This window comes from Actimicrobium sp. GrIS 1.19, from assembly GCF_035984655.1.
Lineage (GTDB): Bacteria > Pseudomonadota > Gammaproteobacteria > Burkholderiales > Burkholderiaceae_D > Actimicrobium.
The window spans coordinates 22,419-44,794 of record NZ_JAXCHT010000024.1 but is presented as its reverse complement, the minus strand read 5'-3'; the positions used below and the strand labels follow the sequence as shown (position 1 = coordinate 44,794).

General features: G+C 60.5%; 21 protein-coding genes and 1 pseudogene. 21 read left to right on the top strand and 1 reads right to left on the bottom strand.

What is annotated here, in order from left to right; translation table 11 throughout:
* Window positions 1-5 precede the first annotated feature (5 nt).
* From rph to hemW, 3 genes are read left to right on the top strand one after another with little or no spacing between them, the layout of a single operon-like run.
* On the top strand, window positions 6-734 hold the full coding sequence (gene rph / locus RCH09_RS15765; protein ID WP_326942086.1) for a ribonuclease PH: 729 nt from the start codon (window positions 6-8) through the stop codon (window positions 732-734).
* Window positions 735-736: 2 nt separating this feature from the next.
* Window positions 737-1,330 carry an RdgB/HAM1 family non-canonical purine NTP pyrophosphatase gene (gene rdgB, locus RCH09_RS15760; RefSeq protein ID WP_326942085.1) on the top strand — a complete coding sequence of 198 codons (594 nt, stop codon included), beginning with the start codon at window positions 737-739 and terminating at the stop codon, window positions 1,328-1,330.
* Window positions 1,327-2,568, top strand: a complete 1,242-nt coding sequence (hemW, locus tag RCH09_RS15755; RefSeq protein ID WP_326942084.1) for a radical SAM family heme chaperone HemW — start codon at window positions 1,327-1,329, stop codon at window positions 2,566-2,568. The genes rdgB and hemW overlap by 4 nt, the downstream gene beginning before the upstream one ends.
* Window positions 2,569-2,570: 2 nt before the next feature.
* On the opposite strand, the gene RCH09_RS15750 is transcribed toward hemW, so the two are convergent.
* Window positions 2,571-2,801 carry a hypothetical protein gene (locus tag RCH09_RS15750; RefSeq protein WP_326942083.1) on the bottom strand — a complete coding sequence of 77 codons (231 nt, stop codon included), beginning with the start codon at window positions 2,799-2,801 and terminating at the stop codon, window positions 2,571-2,573.
* 177 nt (window positions 2,802-2,978) lie between these two features.
* On the opposite strand from RCH09_RS15750, the pseudogene RCH09_RS19735 reads away from it, so the two are divergent.
* The 18 genes and pseudogenes from RCH09_RS19735 to cheD form a co-directional block, all read left to right on the top strand.
* Window positions 2,979-3,047 (top strand): annotated as a pseudogene (locus RCH09_RS19735) (zinc-ribbon domain-containing protein); the annotation flags it as partial.
* Between the two features lie 60 nt (window positions 3,048-3,107).
* Window positions 3,108-3,821 (top strand): hypothetical protein, encoded by a 714-nt coding sequence (locus RCH09_RS15745; protein ID WP_326942082.1) that lies wholly within the window; start codon window positions 3,108-3,110, stop codon window positions 3,819-3,821.
* Window positions 3,822-4,427: 606 nt separating this feature from the next.
* Window positions 4,428-4,745, top strand: coding sequence for a flagellar transcriptional regulator FlhD (flhD, locus tag RCH09_RS15740; RefSeq protein ID WP_326942081.1), 318 nt, complete (start codon window positions 4,428-4,430; stop codon window positions 4,743-4,745).
* A 50-nt stretch (window positions 4,746-4,795) separates the two neighbouring features.
* Window positions 4,796-5,350, top strand: a complete 555-nt coding sequence (gene flhC / locus RCH09_RS15735; RefSeq protein ID WP_326942080.1) for a flagellar transcriptional regulator FlhC — start codon at window positions 4,796-4,798, stop codon at window positions 5,348-5,350.
* A gap of 100 nt (window positions 5,351-5,450) precedes the next feature.
* Window positions 5,451-6,254 carry a class I SAM-dependent methyltransferase gene (locus tag RCH09_RS15730; protein WP_326942079.1) on the top strand — a complete coding sequence of 268 codons (804 nt, stop codon included), beginning with the start codon at window positions 5,451-5,453 and terminating at the stop codon, window positions 6,252-6,254.
* 253 nt (window positions 6,255-6,507) lie between these two features.
* Window positions 6,508-7,368, top strand: coding sequence for a flagellar motor stator protein MotA (motA, locus tag RCH09_RS15725; RefSeq protein WP_326942078.1), 861 nt, complete (start codon window positions 6,508-6,510; stop codon window positions 7,366-7,368).
* Window positions 7,369-7,405: 37 nt separating this feature from the next.
* Window positions 7,406-8,383, top strand: a complete 978-nt coding sequence (motB, locus tag RCH09_RS15720) for a flagellar motor protein MotB (RefSeq protein WP_326942077.1) — start codon at window positions 7,406-7,408, stop codon at window positions 8,381-8,383.
* Between the two features lie 43 nt (window positions 8,384-8,426).
* Window positions 8,427-8,975, top strand: a complete 549-nt coding sequence (locus tag RCH09_RS15715) for a chemotaxis protein (RefSeq protein ID WP_326942076.1) — start codon at window positions 8,427-8,429, stop codon at window positions 8,973-8,975.
* A gap of 76 nt (window positions 8,976-9,051) precedes the next feature.
* On the top strand, window positions 9,052-9,417 hold the full coding sequence (locus tag RCH09_RS15710) for a response regulator (RefSeq protein ID WP_326942075.1): 366 nt from the start codon (window positions 9,052-9,054) through the stop codon (window positions 9,415-9,417).
* 85 nt (window positions 9,418-9,502) lie between these two features.
* A complete protein-coding gene (gene cheA, locus RCH09_RS15705) occupies window positions 9,503-11,683 on the top strand; it encodes a chemotaxis protein CheA (protein WP_326942074.1) in 2,181 nt (726 codons plus the stop codon).
* A 10-nt stretch (window positions 11,684-11,693) separates the two neighbouring features.
* On the top strand, window positions 11,694-12,206 hold the full coding sequence (locus RCH09_RS15700) for a chemotaxis protein CheW (RefSeq protein WP_326942072.1): 513 nt from the start codon (window positions 11,694-11,696) through the stop codon (window positions 12,204-12,206).
* 96 nt (window positions 12,207-12,302) lie between these two features.
* Window positions 12,303-13,994, top strand: coding sequence for a methyl-accepting chemotaxis protein (locus RCH09_RS15695; RefSeq protein ID WP_326942071.1), 1,692 nt, complete (start codon window positions 12,303-12,305; stop codon window positions 13,992-13,994).
* A gap of 54 nt (window positions 13,995-14,048) precedes the next feature.
* The gene (locus RCH09_RS15690) at window positions 14,049-15,713 is read left to right on the top strand and encodes a methyl-accepting chemotaxis protein (protein ID WP_326942070.1); all 1,665 of its coding nucleotides are present in this window, start codon (window positions 14,049-14,051) and stop codon (window positions 15,711-15,713) included.
* A gap of 68 nt (window positions 15,714-15,781) precedes the next feature.
* Window positions 15,782-17,425 (top strand): methyl-accepting chemotaxis protein, encoded by a 1,644-nt coding sequence (locus tag RCH09_RS15685; protein ID WP_326942069.1) that lies wholly within the window; start codon window positions 15,782-15,784, stop codon window positions 17,423-17,425.
* Between the two features lie 83 nt (window positions 17,426-17,508).
* On the top strand, window positions 17,509-19,284 hold the full coding sequence (locus tag RCH09_RS15680) for a methyl-accepting chemotaxis protein (protein WP_326942068.1): 1,776 nt from the start codon (window positions 17,509-17,511) through the stop codon (window positions 19,282-19,284).
* The gene (locus RCH09_RS15675) at window positions 19,281-20,846 is read left to right on the top strand and encodes a methyl-accepting chemotaxis protein (protein ID WP_326942067.1); all 1,566 of its coding nucleotides are present in this window, start codon (window positions 19,281-19,283) and stop codon (window positions 20,844-20,846) included. Before RCH09_RS15680 ends, RCH09_RS15675 begins: the two co-directional genes overlap by 4 nt.
* A 26-nt stretch (window positions 20,847-20,872) precedes the next feature.
* The gene (locus tag RCH09_RS15670; protein WP_326942066.1) at window positions 20,873-21,754 is read left to right on the top strand and encodes a CheR family methyltransferase; all 882 of its coding nucleotides are present in this window, start codon (window positions 20,873-20,875) and stop codon (window positions 21,752-21,754) included.
* Window positions 21,755-21,764: 10 nt separating this feature from the next.
* Window positions 21,765-22,373 (top strand): chemoreceptor glutamine deamidase CheD, encoded by a 609-nt coding sequence (cheD, locus tag RCH09_RS15665; protein ID WP_326942065.1) that lies wholly within the window; start codon window positions 21,765-21,767, stop codon window positions 22,371-22,373.
* Window positions 22,374-22,376: the final 3 nt, after the last annotated feature.

The window sequence follows — 22,376 nt, the reverse complement described above, 5'->3', positions numbered from 1 at the left end:
ACTCCATGTCGTTTCAATCCCGTCCCAGCGGCCGCGCCGCTGATGCACTGCGTGCCGTACGCCTTACCCGTCATTACACCAAACATGCCGAAGGTTCGGTACTGATCGAATTCGGTCACACCAAGGTGATTTGCACCGCCAGTATCGAAGACAAGGTGCCGGGCTTCCTGAAGGGCAAAGGGCAGGGCTGGATGACCGCCGAATACGGCATGCTGCCGCGCTCGACGCACACCCGCATGGACCGTGAAGCGGCGCGCGGCAAGCAATCCGGCCGCACCCAGGAAATCCAGCGGCTGATTGGCCGTTCGTTGCGCGCCGCATTCGATCTGTCGGGTTTCGGCGAGCGCACCCTGCAACTCGATTGCGACGTGATTCAGGCCGATGGCGGCACCCGCACCGCAGCCATTACCGGTGCGATGGTCGCCGCCTACGACGCATTTTCGAAGCTGGTAACCGCCGGCAAACTGGAGGCGGTGCCGCTGAAGCATTTCGTCGCTGCGATTTCGGTTGGCGTATATCAGGGCATGCCGGTGCTGGACCTGGACTACGACGAAGACGCCAACTGCGACACCGACATGAACGTGGTGATGACCGACGCCGGTCACTTTGTCGAAGTGCAGGGCACCGCGGAAGGCGCTGCATTTGACCGTGCCACGATGAACCGGCTGCTTGACCTGGCCGATGGCGGCATTCGCGACCTGATCGTTCTGCAGAAACGCGAACTCGGACTGTAGTCATGCACGCTGCACAAAACAAGCTGGTACTGGCATCGAACAACCCGGGCAAGCTCAAGGAGTTCGGCGCGCTGTTCGCCACCATCGGCATGGAGGTGCTGTCCCAGGCCGAGTTCGCTGTGCCGGAAGCCGACGAGCCACATCTGACCTTCGTTGAAAATGCGCTGGAAAAAGCCCGCCACGCGGCGCGCCTGACCGGCTTGCCGGCGCTGGCCGACGATTCGGGTGTGTGTGTCAATGCGCTCGGGGGGCGGCCCGGCGTGCAATCGGCGCGCTATGCCGGCGAACCGAAATCGGATGCGCGCAATTGCGACAAGCTGATCGCCGACCTGGCCGATCAGGCCGACCGGAGCGCCTATTACTATTGCGTGCTGGTGTACGTGCGGCATGCTGACGATCCGCAACCGGTGATCGCCGACGGCCGCTGGGATGGCGTCATCGTGTCGGACCCGCGCGGCGCCGGCGGCTTTGGCTACGACCCGTATTTCATGGTCGATGGCTTGCAGCGCACCGCAGCCGAACTGTCCGCGGCCGAAAAAAACGCGCTGTCGCATCGCGGCCAGGCCCTGCGTGCGCTGATTGAAAAATTGCGATGATCCCGATCATTCCCGTGCGTGACAGCCGACCTGTGATTGCGCGTGCCGATGCCGCAACGGCCGCCAATGCCTACCTCAAGCCGGGCATCATCAATTTGTCCGCGCTGCCGCCGCTGGCTCTGTACATCCACTTTCCGTGGTGCGTGAAGAAGTGCCCGTACTGCGACTTCAATTCGCATGAAGCGCAGGGTGGTTTTCCGGAAGAGGAATACCTCGACGCCTTGCGCGCCGACCTCGAGAGCGCGCTGCCGCTGATCTGGGGACGCAAGATCTATACGATTTTCATCGGCGGCGGCACGCCCAGCCTGATGTCTGCCGCCGGTCTGGATCGCCTGATGTCGGATGTGCGCACGCTGTTGCCGCTCGACGGCGCGGCGGAAATCACCATGGAAGCCAATCCGGGCACCTTCGAAGTCGAGAAATTCCGTTCCTATCGGGCCAGTGGCATCAATCGGCTGTCGATCGGGATCCAGAGCTTCAATGCACAGCACCTGCGTGCGCTGGGGCGGATTCACAATGATGACGAGGCGCGCCGCGCGGTCGAGATTGCGCATGCGACATTTGATAACTTCAATCTGGATCTGATGTACGCGCTGCCATCGCAGACCATGGCGCAGGCAACCGAGGACATCCGCACCGCACTGGCCTTCGCGCCGCCGCATCTGTCGCTGTATCACCTGACGATGGAGCCGAACACCTACTTTGCCAAGTTTCCGCCGAGCGTGCCGGACGATGACCTCAGCGCCGAGATGCAGGACATGATCAGCGACGCCACCACGGCGGCCGGCTACCAGCACTATGAGATATCGGCGTACGCGCAGCCGGGCCGGCAAGCCCGCCACAATCTGAATTACTGGCAGTTTGGCGACTATCTCGGCATCGGCGCAGGGGCGCATTCGAAGCTGTCGTTCCCGCACCGGATCGTGCGGCAGGCGCGCTTCAAGCAACCCAAGGCGTACATGCAACAGATGGCAGCCGGCCATGCGATCGAAGAGGAGGTCGAGATTGGCCGTTCGGATCTGGGCTTCGAATTCATGCTCAACACGTTGCGGCTGACGGCGGGCTTCGAACCCAACCTGTTCTCCGAGCGGACCGGGTTGGGATTGAATGCGATCGAGGCAGCGCTCAATGCGGCGGAGGCAAAGGGGTTGCTGTATCGCGACCACAAATTGATCCGGCCCACGCTGCTGGGGCAGCGCTTCCTGAACGATCTGCAACAACTGTTCCTGGTCGACTGAACCTATTCGGCGGCAAATTCAGCCGCTGCCTTGGCAGTCCCGAGTGCCTTGTTGTAACTGTCGAACGGCGTCTCATACCCATCGACGGCGCCATCTTCGCCAATGAAATTGACCCACCAGCCGTCGTCCTGCTGCACCAGCGCGATATCGCCGTCCTGACAATGGTCCAGCATGACCTCGCCAGCGTCGAGCGTAATGATGCTGATCGTGTGATGCACAATTGTGCTGGGCATAATGCGATTTCCGATCGATTCAGGTATGGTTGACATCGCTTTGCAGGCTTCCGCCCCGGCTTCTGATGGTAGCGGTTGGATTTGCCGCATGCAACAGGCATAATCCTCGCACTGTGAACATGTTCGATCCCACGCAAGACGGTGACCGCATGTACGGAAACCGGATAAACGAAGGAGATGCCCTTGAAGTGTGGTCACTGCGGCGCGGCGAATTCAGAAACTGCCAAATTTTGTGCGAAGTGTGCGTTCAGGTTGCCGCTGCCGGGAACCGGCCCGGCGGAGGCGAACGTTGCGGCCTCTGAGCCGGTGTCATCGGTCCCCCAAGTTGCGGTGCGCCAGAAGCCAGCGATGGCGGCCGGCGCAACCCCGAAGTCGATCGACACGTCCGATGCCACACGACCAGCCCCGATGCGCAAGCTGCAACCGGCATCGCGCAAGCCGCCAACGTTGTTGATCGGCGCGGTCGTGCTGGTGCTGATCGTCGCCGTGGCCGGCTGGTGGACCAACCGGCCGGGCCATGTAGCGACGGTGCAGCCGGCGCCAGCGCCGGTTGCCGTGGTCGCCGCGCCACCGGTAATTGCTCCTGGTGCGCCCGTGATTACCGAATTGCCATTGCCAAGTACTCCGGAGCCTGCCGCGACGGTGCCGATCACTGCTGCAGCACAACTGGCGGCGCAGGCGCTTCGGGCCGACCGGCTCAAAGCCCGCCGTGAGGCCGAGGCGCGCCGCAAGGTTGAGCTCGATACCCAGCGCAAGTCGGATGAGGAACTGCGGGCCAAGGCGGATGAGGCCGAGCGTGGCCGCGAAGCAGATGCGCGTGCGCGGCAGGCTGAATTGGCGCGCCAGGCGAAAGCGGCTGTCGTTGAACGCAAGACGCCGCAGCAGATGTGTGCAGACCGCCCCAACTTCATCAGTCGTGGCATCTGCGAAGCCCATCAATGCGACAAGACCGAATACGCATCGCTGCCGTTCTGCGTCGACATGCACGAGCGCAGGGCACCCAAGGACTACACCAACTAAGCCCGGCCCGGCACTCTGCGCCATCCCGCTCGGGTGGCGCAGGTTGCCGGGTTGGCGCGTCTCTGCCTGCAGGTCCCGCATGCCGGCGCCGGCATCGCGACCGATTCGAAAATATTTCTTCTCGCAACCCTAAAGTTCCCGATTCGCTGGCCGTTACCTGTGCAAGAAGCGGGGAAGGCTGTCGAAATCAATTCAAATTTATTTTGAATAAACCCTAAAGTTCCCGTTTCGGCTGCCGTTAATAAAGAAGCAGGGTTGCGGCAACGCAACAATCTGCGGGAAATAGCCCGATTTAGGGTCTGCAACTGTAAAGAAATAGTGGCCTGAAAAGGTTAAAAACCGCGCTTTATCGCCTGAATCAATTATTTTTTGGTTGAGGCGGAATGTGCCCGAAAGCCACGACTGTCCTCATTTTCCACATCGCAACATGCGATGTGTTTGCCTGTACGCGTTGTGTTTGTAAGACAAACACCGTCGTCTATTGCCGCCCAATTACCGTCAAGAAATACCTCCTAGTGCCTATTCCCGGCTTGGTTGCGCCCAAGCAAAATGCATTCACTGGCCAAGCAAAACCGCTTGGCAGGTCAAACGGTGAGGGGCACGACAATGGACACGAACGTGATGATGGCTGAAATCCGCGATGCAAATCTGGGCTATCTGATGCTGGCACAGCAAATGATTCGATCCGATAAGGCGACCGCGATCTACCGGCTTGGCATCAGCAGCGAAATCGCTGATCTGATCCACGGTTTGAACAATGCCCAGATTCTCAAGTTGTCCGGCACCAACATGATGCTGGCACGCTTCCGCTTCGACGATGGTGCGATCCTTGGGATGCTTACCAACTACAACAAAGACCGCGCGTTGTCGCAATCGCACGCTGCGATTCTGATGGCCAGCCAGGCCGTCGAAGAAATTTCCTGATTCGCGGCCGGCAGCCGCCGCCGTAACAAGCACATCGTCGGAGTGACATCATGGCCAGGAAAAGTGTCGTAACAGAGTCGCAGGAAATCCAGTTGGCCATGGAATTGATCCATCTGGGAGCGCGGCTGCAGTTGCTGGAGTCGGAGACCCGCCTGTCCCGCGAGCGCCTGCTAAACCTGTACAAGGAACTCAAAGGCGTCTCGCCGCCAAAAGGCATGCTGCCATTTTCGACCGACTGGTTCATCACCTGGCAGCCGAATGTCCATTCCTCGCTGTTCATTAACATCTATAAATTTCTGCAGGAACACGCCCATATCAGCGGGATCGAGGCCGTTGTCAAGGCTTACAAGCTGTATCTGGAGCAGATGGGGCCCGAAGCAGGCGAGGAGCCGGTCTTGTCGCTGACCCGGGCCTGGACGCTGGTGCGGTTCTTCGACAGCAAAATGCTGGGAACCGCCATCTGCAAGCAATGCAGCGGCCACTTTGTCGTGCACCAGCTCGATCTGAACGGCGGCTATGTCTGCGGTTTGTGCCACATGCCGTCGCGCGCAGGAAAAACACGCAAGGCAAAGGAAGCGGCCCGGGTGGCAGTTGCCACCGCCTGAATCAGACGGCATGATGGTGGCCGTCCGCGGCTGCCGATCCTGAAACGGGTGGTGGCGGTCGATCCTGTCATTTCACCCGGTTTTCCTTCTGGATGTCGTTTTGTCACTGTTCCCCGCACATCTGCCTTCCCTCTTACGCACGCCCGCACTCAAGGCGCTGGCGCTGCAACTTTCCGCATTCATTGTCGTTTCGATCATTCATGTGTGGCTGGCCCGCAGCGGCGTGTCCGTGCCGGCGCTGGCAGCCGCCCTGGCCCAGGGCGTCGTGGCGGCGTTGTTGTCGCGCTGGCGCCGACTGGCGTGGTGGTGGTTGCTGATTCAGCTCCTGTTCGCCCCGGCTGCCATCCTGTTGCAAGCGGCGGCGTTGCCTCCCTGGATCTTCCTGCTGGCGTTTTTGCTCATGACCAGTCTGTACTGGAGTACCTGGCGCACCCAGGTGCCACTGTACTTGTCCGGTGCACGGGTGTGGCGCGCCGTGGCCGCCCTGTTGCCGCCCGGGCGCGCGTTGCAGGGCGTCGATATCGGTAGCGGAATCGGTGGCCTGGTGCTTGAGCTCGCGCGTACCCGCGCCGACTGTCAGTTCACCGGCATCGAGCTGGCGCCATTGCCGTGGCTGATCAGCCGCCTGCGCGGCAGTCTCTCCGGCAGCACTGCCCGTTTTCTCTGCGGTGACTATCAGAAGCTCGATCTTGAGGCCTTTGACGTCGTCTTCGCCTACCTGTCGCCAGCAGCCATGCCGGCACTCTGGACGAAGGCGTGTGCCGAGATGCGACCGGGTGCATTGTTGATCAGTTATGCCTTTCCGATCCCTGGACATCCGGCCGACCGGACCCATCCCTTGGCCGGTGACGACCGGCAGTTGCACGTGTGGCAAATGGTGTCTCGCGCCAACAGCACTTCCTGAAAAATCCCTTAACACACCATTTTCGTTGCGCAAAATAGTCTTACACTCGGGATTTATGTGCTCGTAAACAGTTACCTGTGGTAAATTCTTAACGGGAATTATCTCAAGCTTTTTACATTGGTACAGGTGACAACATTGCGGCCACTTCTTTGGAAAACGTTCGCCACGGATGGTGCGCAAACGGTGATCTGCCAAGCAGTGAATTGCCAACCCTTGAGCGGCTTGTGCCCTCAGTATTGACCGGAGTATCTGCTTGTTAGTGATCATTGGATATGTCGTTGTGATGCTGTCGGTGTTCGGCGGCTTTGCGTTGGCGGGTGGCCATTTGCCGGCGCTGTTTCAGCCGCTGGAACTGTTGATGATCGGCGGCGCAGCCGTCGGCGCATTTTTGGTCGGAAACAACGGCAAGGCGATGAAGGCCACGCTGAAGTCGATTCCGACCCTGTTCAAGGGCTCGAAATTCACCAAGGCCCTCTACATGGATCTGATGTCATTGCTGTTCGAGATTCTGACCAAGGTGCGCAAGGAAGGCCTGATGTCGATCGAGGGCGATGTCGAGAAGCCGGAAGACAGCGCTATCTTCAGCAAGTATCCATCGATTCTGCATGACCATCACGTGGTCGAATTCATCACTGACTATTTGCGCCTGATGGTGTCCGGGAACATGGATGCCTTCCAGATCGAAAACCTGATGGATAACGAAATTGAAACCCATCATGCCGAAGGCGAAGTGCCGGTGCATTGCGTTGCCAAGCTGGGCGACGGCCTGCCGGCATTCGGTATCGTCGCCGCGGTGATGGGCGTGGTGCACACCATGGAGTCGGTGGGCTTGCCACCCGCCGAGCTGGGCATCCTGATCGCCCACGCGCTGGTCGGCACCTTCCTCGGCATCCTGCTGGCCTATGGATTTGTCGGTCCGCTGTCGGGCTTGCTGGAACAGAAGCTGCATGAATCGTCGAAGATCTATCAATGCATCAAAGTGACGTTATTGGCGAGTTTGAATGGTTACGCGCCGGCACTTGCGGTGGAGTTCGGACGCAAGGTGCTGTTCTCGACAGAGCGGCCATCCTTTGGCGAACTGGAAGAACACATCAAGCTGGCCAAGTCGAAATAACGGGACCCAGTCATGAAACCAGGCACAGAGAGCGATCATGGCTGACGAAGGCACCCGCCCCATCATTGTCAAGCGCATCAAGAAAGTCAGCGGTGGCGCGCACGGTGGCGCCTGGAAAATCGCCTATGCCGACTTCGTGACAGCAATGATGGCGTTCTTCCTGCTGATGTGGCTGATGGGTTCGACCGCCAAGGGAAATCTGCAGGGGATTGCCGAGTATTTCCAGACCCCGTTGACGGTGGCCATGCAGGGTGGTTCGGGCAGTGGCGACAGCTCCAGCGTGATCCAGGGCGGCGGCAAGGATCTGACCCGCAAGGATGGACAGGTCAAGCGCGGTGAAACGGTAGCGCCGAAGAAAACCTACAACATCAAGGCCGCCAAGGAAGCGCTCGAAAAAGCCGAAGCCGGGCAACTCAAGGCGCTGAAAGAAAAAATCGAAGCGGTGATCGAATCGAATCCGCTCCTCAACAAATTCAAGAATCAGCTGCTGCTCGACATCACCAGTGAAGGCCTGCGCATCCAGATCATCGACGAGCAAAACCGGCCCATGTTTGCTTCCGCCAAGGCCGAATTGCAACCTTACACAAAGGAGATCCTGCGTGAGATCGGCCGTTCGCTCAATGACGTGCCGAACAAGATCAGCCTGTCCGGCCACACCGACGCGTCGGCCTATTCCAGTGGTGACAAGGGCTACAGCAATTGGGAGCTGTCGTCAGACCGGGCCAACGCATCGCGCAAGGAACTGATAGTGGGTGGCATGAATGAAACCAAGGTTTTGCGTGTGGTCGGGTTGGCTTCCGCAGTACTCTACGACAAGGAAAACCCGTTCAATCCGATCAATCGCCGCATCAGCATAATTGTCATGAACAAGAAAGCTGAAGACGCCGCCGCCAATGAAGGATCGCGCACGGTCGATGTCAGTACAGGCAGCGCCGACGCCGCCCAGACAGAGCCGCCAACAGCGGCGCCGGTTGTTGCGCCAGTGGCGGCCCCGGCTGCGGCTGCTGCGCATTGATGGTCCAGAACACCGATTGAACCGAATGAAAGAGGATGGCTTCATGACACAAAATAATCAGGTCGGGCTGTTCCTGAAGCGTCTGCTGGGCGGTGTCGCCGGTCAGGGTGGCGACCATCTGTCGGAAGTCGAAACCGATCTTGCGCAAACCGCCTTGCTGTTGGCCGAAGCGATTGAAAAACTGGGCGCCAGTTTCATGGCCATTCATGCCGCCGTTGGCGCGCAGCAGGAGGCGGTGGATCTGATCATGGCCGGTGGCGCGCCGACGCCAGAGCATGCAGTGCAACTCAAGGCCATTCAGCACGACATCGGTCGTCATGTGAATGCTGCGGTCACCGGCCTGCAGTTTCAGGACATGACCAGCCAGCTGATCAATCGCACCTTGAGTCGTATCAATGGCATGCGCGAAGTGCTTGACGTCCTGGGCAGCACCGCGACGAAGATTCAGCCCGAGAACACCATCGACGATCTGACCGAATTGCTCGCCGCGATCAATGACGCCATGGAGGAACGCAGCGCGCGACTCGGTGGCGCATTGCGCAAGGCGGTCAGTCAGACTCATATGGAAAGTGGCGACATCGAACTGTTTTGAGTCGTCAACGGCGCTGGCCCGGCCGTGGCGCAGTACCCGGAATCAAAGAGCACTACAACATCAACGCGGAGCGCAAATGGCAAAATCGATACTGGCAGTGGACGATTCGGGTTCACTTCGACAAATGGTGGTGTTCAGTCTGAAGGCGGCAGGGTATCTGGTCACCGAGGCGGTCGATGGCCAGGACGGACTCGACAAGGCCAAGGAGCAAACCTTCGATCTGGTGCTGACCGATCAGAACATGCCGCGCATGGACGGGCTGACGCTGATCCGCTCGCTGCGTGCATTGGCGAGCTATCAACGGGTACCGATTCTGATGCTCACCACCGAAGCGAGCGACGAGATGAAAGCCAAGGGGCGCGCAGCAGGGGCCAACGGCTGGCTGGTCAAGCCGTTCGACCCGCAACGTCTGACCGAGGTCGTAAAAAAAGTGATCGGCTAACCTCGGTAATTTTTCTCTGCCGGGCCAGTCTGGCGCGCGTGCAGAGCAGACCCGACCATGAAGCGCGAAGTAACGGAGCTCTACAATGACTATCGACATGAGTCAGTTTTTTCAGGTGTTCTTCGAGGAGACTGAAGAGCTGCTGTCCGAGATGGAAAAACTGCTGCTGGCAGTGAATGTTGCCGATCCCGATCCGGAAGATCTGAATGCGATTTTCCGTGCCGCCCATTCCATCAAGGGTGGCGCATCGACGTTCGGCATCACTGACCTGTCCCAGGTCACGCACGTGCTGGAAACCCTGCTCGACCATATTCGCAAGGGTGAAATGGCGCTGACGGCGGAACACGTCGAAGCCTTCCTGGTCGCCAAGGATATCTTGAAGATGCAGCTCGATGGGCATCGGCTCGGTACACCGGTAGATCAGGAAGCGGTCGGCGATATCCAGATGCTGCTGCAGTCGCTGTCCGAGCGCATCGTGCCGCGCCATGAGGTAGTGGCCGCGCTGGCGCCAGTGACCAGTGCAGAGCCGGTCGACTATCGGCATCGCTTTCGCATCGAACTGCCCGCCGCCGGCGCGCGCGACATTGACGCGCTCGCCTCCGAACTGGGCCTGCTGGGCGCGATCGTGCGCTCGCCGCTGCCCGACCAGCGCACCCTGTTCGTACTCTCGACCAATGAAGGAACGGACGACATCATTGCAATCTGCTCGTTCATCCTGGAGCCGGAGACCATCCGGATTACCGAGCTTGGGCTGGCCGGCGCCGCTCAGCCGGAGGATCCGGGTTACGGCTTTTTCGAGCCGGTCGACAGCCGCTTCGGCAATCTCACACCGAGCGGCGGCAACAGCGCTGCGCCGGACGACGAGGCGGCCTTGCTGGCGCAGGAAACCCAGCAGGGCTATGGCTTCTTCGCGCCGTTCGTGCCACTGGCGCAGAGTGCGGCACCGGCCGAGCCAAAGAGCGAAGCGGAACAGAATCTGCTGCCCATTACGGAAGTCCAGCCGGTTTCGTCCAGCACCGGCGAAGCCGACAAGCGCACCCATCAACGTCGTGAAACCGATAAGGCGGCCAGCGCTGAATCAACCTCGATCCGGGTCAGCATCGAAAAAGTCGATCAGCTGATCAACCTGGTGGGCGAGCTGGTGATCACGCAGGCGATGATCGAGCAGCGCACCGAATCGCTCGATCCGATGTTGCACGAGCGTCTGCTCAACAGTGTTTCGCAGCTCACCCGCAATACCCGCGATCTGCAGGAATCGGTGATGTCGATCCGCATGATGCCGATGGATTATGTGTTCTCGCGTTTCCCGCGAATGGTGCGCGATCTGGCCAACAAGCTTGGCAAGAAAGTCGATTTCGTCACGCATGGCGCCGCCACGGAACTCGACAAGGGTCTCATCGAGCGCATTGTCGATCCACTCACGCACCTGGTGCGCAACAGTATCGATCACGGGATCGAATTGCCGGCAGCCCGCGCCGCCAGCGGCAAGAATGAAACCGGCCGCCTGTCGCTGTCCGCCGGACATCAGGGTGGCAATATCGTCATCGAGGTCAGTGATGATGGCGGTGGTCTGAACCGCGCACGCATCCTTGAGAAGGCCGCGCAAAACGGCTTGACGGTGTCCGATTCGATGACCGATGGCGAGGTCTGGCAACTGATTTTCGCACCTGGTTTTTCCACCGCCGAGACGGTCACCGATGTGTCCGGACGCGGCGTCGGCATGGATGTGGTCAAGCGCAACATCACCGCGATGGGCGGCGTGGTCGACATCCGCTCGGCCAAGGGATTCGGCACCACGATTTCGATCTCGCTGCCGCTGACGCTGGCGATCCTCGACGGCATGTCAATCAAGGTCGGCGAAGAGGTCTACATCCTGCCGCTGGGTTACGTGGTCGAGTCATTGCAGCCGCGTCCGATCGACGTCAAGGAAATCAGCGGCCAGGGTCGGGTCATCAAGGTGCGCGGCGAATACCTTCCCTTGATTCCGCTGCATGAGATGTTCGGCATCGCGCCGCGTTTTACCGATCCGTCCGAAGGCATCGTCGTGATTCTCGAATCCGAAGGGCGCAAGGCCGGATTGTTTGTCGATGACCTGGTCGGGCAACAGCAGGTGGTAGTCAAAAATCTTGAATCGAATTACCGCAAGGTGGCCGGCATTTCAGGCGCGACCATCTTGGGCGATGGCGGCGTGTCGTTGATCGTGGATGTCGCCGCATTATTACGTTCCAGCCGTCAGCTTACCGACGAATCCATGCTTTCTTACTAAGGACAACACAATGTCAACTACAGCACAAGTCAACGCCCAGGTCCTCGGCGCAAAATCGACGGGCGAAATCGCAGGGAATGAATTTCTGGCCTTCACACTGGGCAAGGAAGAATACGGCATCGACATCCTGAAAGTGCAGGAGATCCGTGGTTACGAGGCGGTCACCCGTATCGCCAACGCACCGGAATTCGTCAAGGGCGTCGTCAATCTGCGCGGCATCATCGTGCCGATCGTCGACATGCGCATCAAGTTCAATCTGGGCGAGCCGACCTATGACCAGTTCACGGTCGTCATCATCCTCAACATCAGCGGTCGCGTGATGGGGATGGTGGTCGACAGCGTGTCGGATGTGATCACCTTGCTGGCCGAGCAGATCAAGCCGGCGCCGGAAATGGGCACTGCCTTCAACACCGATTACCTGATCGGCCTGGGCACGCTCGACGAACGCATGTTGATCCTGATCGACATCGACAAACTGATGTCATCAAGCGAAATGGGCCTGATCGAAAAAATCGCTGCCTGAACGAAGCACGGGCAATTGACCCGGACGTAACAATAAAACCAAAAGGGCGATCTGACGCGCAGTGGTATTGCCGCGGATACGCCTCAGGAGACAAAGATGTTCAGGAATATCACGATCAAGTCGTTGCTGGTGGTTGTCATCGGTTCGCTGGCGTTGTTGCTGGTTGGTTGCGGGGTGGTCAGTCTGACCAGTTTAAGCATGGCCAACGAGGCGGCGCGCAATTTGTATGTGTCACGCATGGTGCCGGTGGGGCAGCTGGATCAGATCGTGCGCCAGATCGATCGCAACCGGATGGATGTGGCCGAATCGCTGAATGGCGAACCCGGTGCGGTAACGGCAAAGATGGGTGAAGTCGACAAGCGCACGGCGTCCATCGCGACAGCCTGGACTACGTTCCTTGCCTTGCCGCTGGGGGCGCAGGAACGGAAGCTGGCCGAGCAATTGGGGGTGCATCAGAAGAAGTTTGTGGAAGACGGACTCAAGCCGGCGGTGGAAGCGATGCGTTCGCAGAACACGCAGATGGCGACAGAAATCCTGCAGGGCGCGATGAGCCAGACGTATGCGCCGTTGCAGGCTGATTTTGATGCCTTGATCGGGCTGCAGCTGGATGGCGCAAAAGCCGAATTCGAAAGCGGGCAGGCGCGCTACACCATCGTGCGTTCGGCCTCGGTGGCGGCGATTCTGGGCGGTGTCACGCTGGCGCTGATCATGGGCTGGTGGTTGATTCGGGCGATTTGCCTGCCGCTTGATCGGGCGGTGGCGCTGGCGCGCAGTGTGGCTGCAGGCGATTTGACGCACGACATCGAGGTCGAGTCAAACAACGAGACGGGTCAGTTGTTGCAGGCGCTGAAAGAGATGAATGCGAGTTTGATCGTGACCGTCGGGCAGGTTCGGCAGGGCACCGAAACCATCGGTGTGGCGTCGCGCGAGATCGCGTCGGGCAATGCCGATTTGTCGTCGCGCACCGAGTCGCAGGCCAGCTCGCTGGAGCAGACTGCGTCGTCGATGGAAGAGTTGACCGAGACGGTGCGGCAGAACGCGGAGAATGCGCGCCAGGCCAACCAGCTGGTGATCTCGGCGTCGGATTTTGCCACCAAGGGTGGGCAGGTGGTGGGGCAGGTGGTGCAGACGATGGGATCGATCACCGACAGTTCACGCAAGATTGTCGACATCATCGGCGTGATCGATGCGATTGCGTTCCAGACCAACATCCTGGCGCTGAACGCGGCGGTGGAAGCGGCGCGGGCCGGCGAGCAGGGACGGGGATTTGCGGTGGTGGCAGCGGAAGTGCGCAACCTGGCGCAACGCTCGGCCGGCGCGGCGCGGGAGATCAAGGGCCTGATCGGCGACTCGGTCGACAAGGTCGGCAACGGCAGCAAGCTGGTCGACGAGGCCGGCAAGACGATGCAGCAGATCGTGCAGTCGGTCAAGCAGGTGGCCGACATCATGAGTGAAATCACGGCGGCCAGCCAGGAGCAGAGCGCCGGCATCAGCGAGGTCAACCAGGCCATCGCGCAGATGGATGAGATGACGCAGCAGAACGCAGCGTTGGTGGAGCAGGCGGCGGCAGCGGCCGAGAGCCTGCAGGATCAGGCAGCGGCGCTGGTGCAGGCGGTGGCGGTGTTCAATCTGGGCGACCGGATGCAGGCGGCGCCAGTGGTCGCGCTGCCGCGCCGCTCGACGGCGCCGGTGAAGTTGGCGCTGCACGCGGTTGCGACGGTGAGTACGGTTGTTTCAAACAAGAAGGCCACTGCAAAGCACGGTGATGACAGTTGGGAAGAATTTTAGCGTTGGTCATGTGATCACCGCGCTCATGCTGAAACGGCGATAAGGAAAGTAGTCATGCTGGGAATTTCAAACTTGAAAATTGGCACCCGACTTGCGTTGGGTTTCGGCATGGTTTTATTCTGTGCTGCGGCACTGCTCCTGCTGGGCCTGTGGCGCATGAGCCAATTGCAGACCCAGGCGGATGTGATGGCCAATGCCAAGTCGATCAGTTTGACCAGCGCCATGGCGATGCGCGAATCCGGGGTGTCGTTGGCGCTGGCGTTACGCAAGGTGGCCACGCCGACTGACGCCAGCGAAGGCGAGCGTGAAAACAAGCGGGTCGGCGAAATTCTGCTGACGTACGCGGCCAGCGAAGACAATCTCAGGAAAATGGCGTCCGGCGCCGACGACAAGGCGGCTCTGGGCGCCGTCACCGAACAAAAGAACGCTACCCTGCCGATCATTGCGAAGATCCGTGAATTCGTCGCCGCCGGCAATTACTTTGACGGCGCATCGCTGCTCAAAACCGATTTCTCGCCGCAACACGAAAAATGGCTGACCAGCCTGGCTGCATTGGCCGACGTCGAGCAAGCCGACATGCGCCATAGCGCCGCCTCGGCACAGGAAAACTACCGCGCTACCCGGCTAGGCATGATCGTCATTGGTGTGCTGACACTGGCGCTGGGCGCGTTCGTGGCCTTCCTGATCACGCGCAGCATCACCGGACCGCTGCGGCGCGCCGGCAGTATCGCCGACACCATTGCCGGTGGCGACCTGACCAGCGCCATCGAGCCCGGGTCCCATGACGAAGCCGGACAGTTGATCAATTCGCTGCGCGCGATGCAGCTCAACCTGATCAGCACCGTGAACCAGATCAAGCAGGGCACCGATGTGATTACCGTCGCCTCGGGTGAGATCGCCTCGGGCAATGCCGACCTGTCGCAGCGCACCGAATCGCAGGCCAGCTCGCTGGAAGAAACCGCATCGTCGATGGAAGAGCTGACCGAAACGGTCCGGCAGAATGCCGATCACGCCCGTCACGCCAATCAACTGGTGCTGTCGGCCTCCGGCTTTGCCGTCAAGGGTGGTGCGGTGGTGGGCCAGGTGGTCGAGACCATGAATTCAATCACCGAAAGCTCGCGCAAGATTGTCGACATCATCGGCGTGATTGATGCGATTGCCTTTCAGACCAATATCCTGGCCCTGAACGCAGCGGTCGAGGCGGCCCGCGCCGGCGAGCAGGGGCGTGGCTTCGCAGTGGTTGCCGCCGAAGTGCGCAATCTGGCGCAACGCTCGGCTGGCGCGGCCAGGGAAATCAAGGGGTTGATCGGTGACTCGGTCGACAAGGTCAGTGCTGGCAGCAAACTGGTCGACGAGGCCGGCAAGACGATGCAGGACATCGTCACCTCGGTCAAGCAGGTGGCCGACATCATGAGCGAGATCACCGCCGCCAGTCAGGAACAGAGCGGCGGCATCGGCGAAGTCAACCAGGCCATTGCGCAAATGGATGAAATGACGCAGCAGAACGCCGCACTGGTCGAGCAGGCCGCGGCCGCGGCAGAGAGCATGCAGGAACAGGCGGCAGTGCTGGCGCAAGCGGTGGCGGTCTTCACGATGGCCCCGATCTTGCGCGCGCCGACGCCCGCGCCTGTGGTGCGGCGCCAACTGCAGGTGTCGGCAAATCCGGCCCGAAAAATTTCACAGAGCCGCAGCGAAGCGGACGAATGGGAGACGCTTTGACTGTTTTCCCGCCGAGGCCGCAATCGGGCCGGAGTGCCGATGCTGACATGTGAAAGGAAGGGGAAAAAATGAATTTGCGACGCTTGAGAATCGGCAGCCGGCTCGGTCTCGGCTTTGGTGTGATTCTGTTGATTCTGCTGTTGGCGCTGGTGGCAGTGGGCGTGCTCAATGCCAATAACAAATCCGCGCTGGTGGCCGGACTCGCACAGGCAGAGGGCAAGGCCGACCTCGCTGCCACGATGAAAAATGCGCTGCTTGAAGGCGGCATCGCGATGCGCAACATCGGCCTGCAATCCGATGTCGCGCTGATGCAAAAGGAAGAGCAGGCGGTCAGGCAGCAACAAAAACGCTCCGACGTGGCGCGCGAAAAATTGCTTGCGTATGGCCTGTCGGAGACCGAAAAAAAGCTCCTCAACAATATCGTGGCGATTGACCAGGCCATTACGCCGTTGCTGAAACAGGCGGTGCGGCAGGCCATGGCATTCAACGGCGAGGCGGCCATCGCCCTGATCGCCAGCCAGATCGATCCCTTGAATCAAAAGGCGCTGGTCGACATCAATCAGCTGGTCGACATTCAACAGGCCGCCTCGCATCAGGTGGTGGCCGGATCAGTGGCGGCCGACGGCAGGCTGTTGCAGTTGCAGGTGGCCTGCGGCGCGATTGCGCTGACCCTGGGTCTTGCGCTGGCGTGGGTTATTACCCGCAGCATTACCGATCCGCTGAAGCAGGCGGTCGATATCGCCCGCAGCGTCGCCGACGGCGAACTGAATGCGGGCAACGCGGTGATTGTCGGCAAGGATGAAATCGGCGATCTGCTGGCGGCGCTGCATGCAATGAGCGGCAGTTTGCTGACCATTGTCAGCAACGTCCGGCAGGGCACCGAAACCATCGGTGTGGCGTCGCGCGAGATCGCGTCGGGCAATGCCGATTTGTCGTCGCGCACCGAGTCGCAGGCCAGCTCGCTGGAGCAGACTGCGTCGTCGATGGAAGAGTTGACCGAGACGGTGCGGCAGAACGCGGAGAATGCGCGCCAGGCCAACCAGCTGGTGATCTCGGCGTCGGATTTTGCCACCAAGGGTGGGCAGGTGGTGGGGCAGGTGGTGCAGACGATGGGATCGATCACCGACAGTTCACGCAAGATTGTCGACATCATCGGCGTGATCGATGCGATTGCGTTCCAGACCAACATCCTGGCGCTGAACGCGGCGGTGGAAGCGGCGCGGGCCGGCGAGCAGGGACGGGGATTTGCGGTGGTGGCAGCGGAAGTGCGCAATCTGGCACAACGCTCGGCCGGCGCGGCGCGGGAGATCAAGGGCCTGATCGGCGACTCGGTCGACAAGGTCGGCAACGGCAGCAAGCTGGTCGACGAGGCCGGCAAGACGATGCAGCAGATCGTGCAGTCGGTCAAGCAGGTGGCCGACATCATGAGTGAAATCACGGCGGCCAGCCAGGAACAGAGTGCCGGCATCAGCGAGGTCAACCAGGCCATCGCGCAGATGGATGAAATGACGCAGCAGAACGCAGCGTTGGTGGAGCAGGCGGCAGCCGCGGCCGAGAGCCTGCAGGATCAGGCAGCGGCGCTAGTGCAGGCGGTGGCGGTATTCAATTTGGGTAACGGCCCATCGGTCGAGGCAGCGATACCGCTTGCGCCGCTGCGTCTGGAAAGTGTTCAGGATTTGCAAAGGGAAGACGTCGCGATGCTGCGTCGATAACAATTAAAACCATTCGGGTCGGCGCAGGTCGTCTAACACCCGACGACATCGGTCAGAGGTTTGAATGTACACGGAGGAAGACAATGAATTTGCGTAGATTGCGTATTGGGACCCGGCTTGGTTTGGGATTCGGCATCATTCTGTTGATACTGGTACTGGCGCTGGTGGCGGGCGGCGTACTCAACGCCAATAACAAAAAGACCCTGAGCAGCGGACTCGCGGCTGCCGATGGCAAATCGGCGCTGGCCATTTCGATGAAGATCGCGCTGCTCGAAGGCGGCATTGCGATGCGCAACATTGGCTTGCAATCGGACGTCGCGTTGATGCAAAAGGAAGAGCAGGCCGTCAAGCTCACCCAGAAACGCTACGCCGAGGCGCGCGACAAACTGTCCTCGTTCGGGCTGTCGGACGTGGAGAAAAAAATCCTGGCCGAGATTGCCGCGACGGAAAATGAGATTGCGCCGCTGCTCAAGGAAGCGGTCGGCCAGGCCCTCGCGTTCAATGCCGAAGGCGCGATCAAGGTCATTTCCACGCGCATCGATCCGCTCAACCAGAAAGCGCTGGTTGAAATCAGCAAGCTGGTCGACGTCCAGCAGGCTGCGTCGCAACGGGTGATGGTCGGCTCGGTAACCGCCGACGACCGGCTGTTGATGTTGCAGATCATTAGCGGTGCGATTGCACTGGCGCTCGGCATCGTGCTGGCGTGGATCATCACCCACAGCATCACCGATCCCCTGCAACAGGCCGTCGGGATTGCCCGCAAGGTCGCCGATGGCGAGCTCAATTCGCGCACCGGCGCGATTGTCGGCCAGGACGAAATCAGCGATCTGCTGACCGCATTGCAGGATATGAGCAGCAGTCTGTTGACGATCGTGGGCAACGTGCGCAACGGCACCGACACCATCATGGAAGCCTCCAAGGAAATCGCCTCGGGCAATTCCGACCTGTCGTCGCGCACCGAGTCGCAAGCCAGCTCGCTGGAAGAGACGGCGGCGTCGATGAGTGTCCTGACCGAGACCGTGCGCCAAAATGCCGAAAATGCGCGGCAGGCCAACCAGCTGGTGATCTCGGCGTCGGATTTCGCGGTCAAGGGCGGCAACGTGGTCGACCAGGTGGTGCAAACCATGAGCTCGATTACCGAGAGCTCGCGCAAGATCGTCGACATCATTGGCGTCATTGACGGCATTGCCTTCCAGACCAATATCCTGGCCCTGAACGCGGCGGTCGAAGCGGCCCGCGCCGGCGAGCAGGGCCGTGGCTTTGCGGTGGTTGCCGCGGAAGTGCGCAATCTGGCGCAACGCTCGGCCGGTGCGGCCAAGGAGATCAAGGGCCTGATTGGCGACTCGGTCGATAAGGTCGACACTGGCAGCAAGCTGGTCGACGAAGCCGGAAAAACGATGCATGAGATCGTCACCTCGGTCAAGCATGTCGCCGACATCATGAGCGAGATCACTGCCGCCAGCCAGGAGCAAAGCGCCGGTATCGCGGAAGTCAATCAGGCCGTCACCCAGATGGATGAGATGACGCAGCAAAATGCCGCGCTGGTCGAAGAGGCTGCAGCGGCTGCCGAGAGCATGCAGGGACAGGCATCGGCGCTGTCGCAAGCCGTCTCGGTCTTCAAGCTGGAAGAGGGCAGCCAGTGGGCCGCGCCAGTGGCGGCGCCAACTCCGGTGCGACGCCCGCACAAACCGGCCAGTACCGCCGTGGCGACGGCGCCCAAGCGACCCGCCGCACCGGCGCGGTTGACGCCCCCGCAGGCCGGTCGTCGATCCCCAAAAAAGGCGGATCGAACGATGACTGGGAAGAGTTTTAAGCGCACTCCTGCGCGCCACCATCCACCCGGACAGCCGACCCCATGACCCTATCAACCCGAACACGCCTGTATGCCGTGATCCTGCCCGCCGCCGTGCTGGTCGCCACGCTGGCAGCGTGGCTGCTGCATGCACTGTTCCTGACGGCGCTGGGCAGCGTGGTGCTGGCCGGCCTGGCGGCGGCCATCGGGGTAGCAGTCGCGTCGGTGCTGGCCGGTCGCGCCAATGCGGCCGACCAGTTTGCGCTGCGGGTCGGCAAAGAAATTGATTTCGTCATGATCGGTGCAGCTGAAACTGCCTTCTTCATCGATTCGATCAAGAAGAAAATCGACCTTGACGTGGTCAGTGCCGAGGGCATTCTGGCGAGCGCCGAAAACGGCGCCAGCGTGACCACGCAAATCGCCGCCAACGCCCAGCGGGCGCTGGCAGTGGCGGGAGAAGTGCGCGGTGAAAGTGTCAGTGCGCGTGGCGCCATCGACGCGGTGCTGGCCGAAATCCAGCGTGCCCAGACCGAAGCCGAGGCGACCTCCGAACTGATGGGAGTGCTCAAGAAGAAAGCCGGTCAGATTTCCAGCATCACCGAAGCGATCAATGAAATCGCGTCACGCACCAACCTGCTGGCGTTGAATGCGGCCATCGAGGCGGCGCGCGCCGGCGAGCATGGCCGCGGCTTTGCCGTGGTTGCGGGCGAAGTCAGGCAGCTGGCACAACGCACCCATGCGGCGACCAATGAAATCGGCGCGATGGTGCGCGACATTAACGAACAGGCCGAACGTGCCGCCGGCGGCATGACCACGCTCAGTACGCGGGTGTCGCATGCCGCCGGCAATGTCGACAACGTCAATGCCTACCTTACGCGCATCGAGCGCGCGGCCATCGCGTCCGAATCCGAATCGCGTGAAATCGCGGCGGCGTCGCGCGACCAGGTCGATGCCAGTGCATTGATGAGCCAGTCGATTCTGGCCATCCGCAACAGCATGGCGAGCACCGATGCGCAGTTGCCGCAGGCGTCGGCATCGGCCATGCAATTGTCCGAGCGTGCCGAAAACATGTTTGATGCGCTGTCCCGGGCCAACGGCGCGACCCGTCACGATCCGGTCCGCGCGGCCGCCCAGCGGGCCGCCAGTGCGATTGGCGCCTTGATGTCGCAGGCGATTGCCAGCGGGCAGATTCAGCGCGATGCGCTGTTCGATCGCACCTACGTGCCGATTCCGAACACCAATCCGGTCAAGCACACCACCCGGTTCGACGCCTGGACCGATCGCGCCTTTCCGGCGATCCAGGAAGCGCTGCTGCGCTCCATGCCGGAGCTGGCCTATGCCGGCGCCGTCGACAGCAATGGCTACTTCCCGACCCACAACAAGAAGTTTTCGCAGCCGCTGACTGGCAACTATGACCAGGATCTGATCAACAACCGCACCAAGCGCATCTTCACCGATCGCACCGGCAAGCGCTGCGGTTCCAGCACGGCGGCATTTCTGCTGCAGACCTACAAGCGCGACACCGGTGAGGTCATGCACGACATGTCAGTGCCGATTCAGGTCGATGGCAAACACTGGGGTGGCTTTCGCATCGGGTACCGTTCCGATACACCGCCACACTCAATCTGAACGCTGCATTCACCAGGAACCTATAGTTGAAAACTGTCGCCAACACCAAACAGGAAACCACCAAGGAATTCGATTTCACCGAGAGGGATTTCGAACGGGTGCGCGGATTGATCTACCAGCGTGCCGGCATCTCGCTGGCCGACAGCAAGCAGGAGATGGTCTACAGCCGTCTGGCGCGGCGCCTGCGCGCGACCGGCATCACCTCGTTCGTCACCTACCTGGATGATCTCGAAGCCGGACGTGACACCGACGAATGGGAAGCCTTTACCAATGCATTGACCACTAATCTGACGTCGTTCTTTCGCGAGGCGCATCACTTTCCGATCCTGGCCGATCACCTCAAGGGTCGCGCCGGTCCGATCGAGCTCTGGTGCTCGGCAAGTTCGACCGGCGAAGAGCCGTATTCGATGGCGATGATCGCCTGCGAAGTGTTCAACACGCTGACGCCGCCGGTGCACATCATCGCCACTGACATCGACACCAATGTACTGGCTACCGCCGCCAACGGCGTCTACACGGCCGACCGGCTCGACAAGCTGTCACCCGAGCGGGCGCGCCGGTTTTTCCAGAAGGGCAAGGGCGAACAGGCTGGCATGGTGCGCGTGCGCGAAGAACTGCGCCGGCTGGTGACGTTCAAGAAGCTCAACCTGCTGGCCAACGAGTGGCCGCTGTCCGGTACGTTCGATGCAATTTTCTGTCGCAATGTGATGATCTATTTCGACAAGCCGACACAGGGCAAGATACTGGCCCGCTTTGCGCCGCTGATGAAACCGGACGCGTTGCTGTTTGCTGGTCACTCCGAAAATTTTCTGTACGTGTCCGATGCGTTCAAGTTGCGCGGCAAGACGGTCTACGAACTCGATTCTCACCATGGACTGAAAGGGCGCCCCGCCATCCGCGGCGCGTGACATAAATACCATGTCCAAATCCAACGAAGAGCAATTCGCCACCAACGTCTATTACGATCGCACGTTCGATTGCGATGCGGCGAAGATTTTGCCGGGCGAGTATTTTTTTACGCCCAAGGACATGCTGATCGTGACGGTGCTCGGCTCGTGCGTATCGGCCTGCATTCGCGATCGCGTGACCGGCATCGGCGGCATGAATCATTTCATGCTGCCGTACGGCGGCACCGACATCGACAGTCCGGTGTCAGCGTCGATGCGCTACGGCACCTATGCGATGGAGGTGCTGATCAATGAACTGCTCAAGGCCGGCGCCCGGCGCGAGAATCTCGAGGCGAAGGTATTCGGCGGCGGCAATGTGCTGCGCGGCTTCATTGCGATCAATGTCGGTGAACGCAATGCCCAGTTCGTGCGCGACTACCTGCACGTGGAAAACATCCGCGTGGTGGCTGAAGACCTCAACGACATTCATCCGCGCAAGGTGTACTACTTCCCACGCAGCGGCAAGGTCCTGGTCAAGAAGCTCAAGCAACTCAACAACAACACCCTCGTCAACCGCGAACAGGATTACGCGACGCGACTGCAGGCTGCGCCGGTGGCGGGCGATGTCGATCTGTTCTGACAT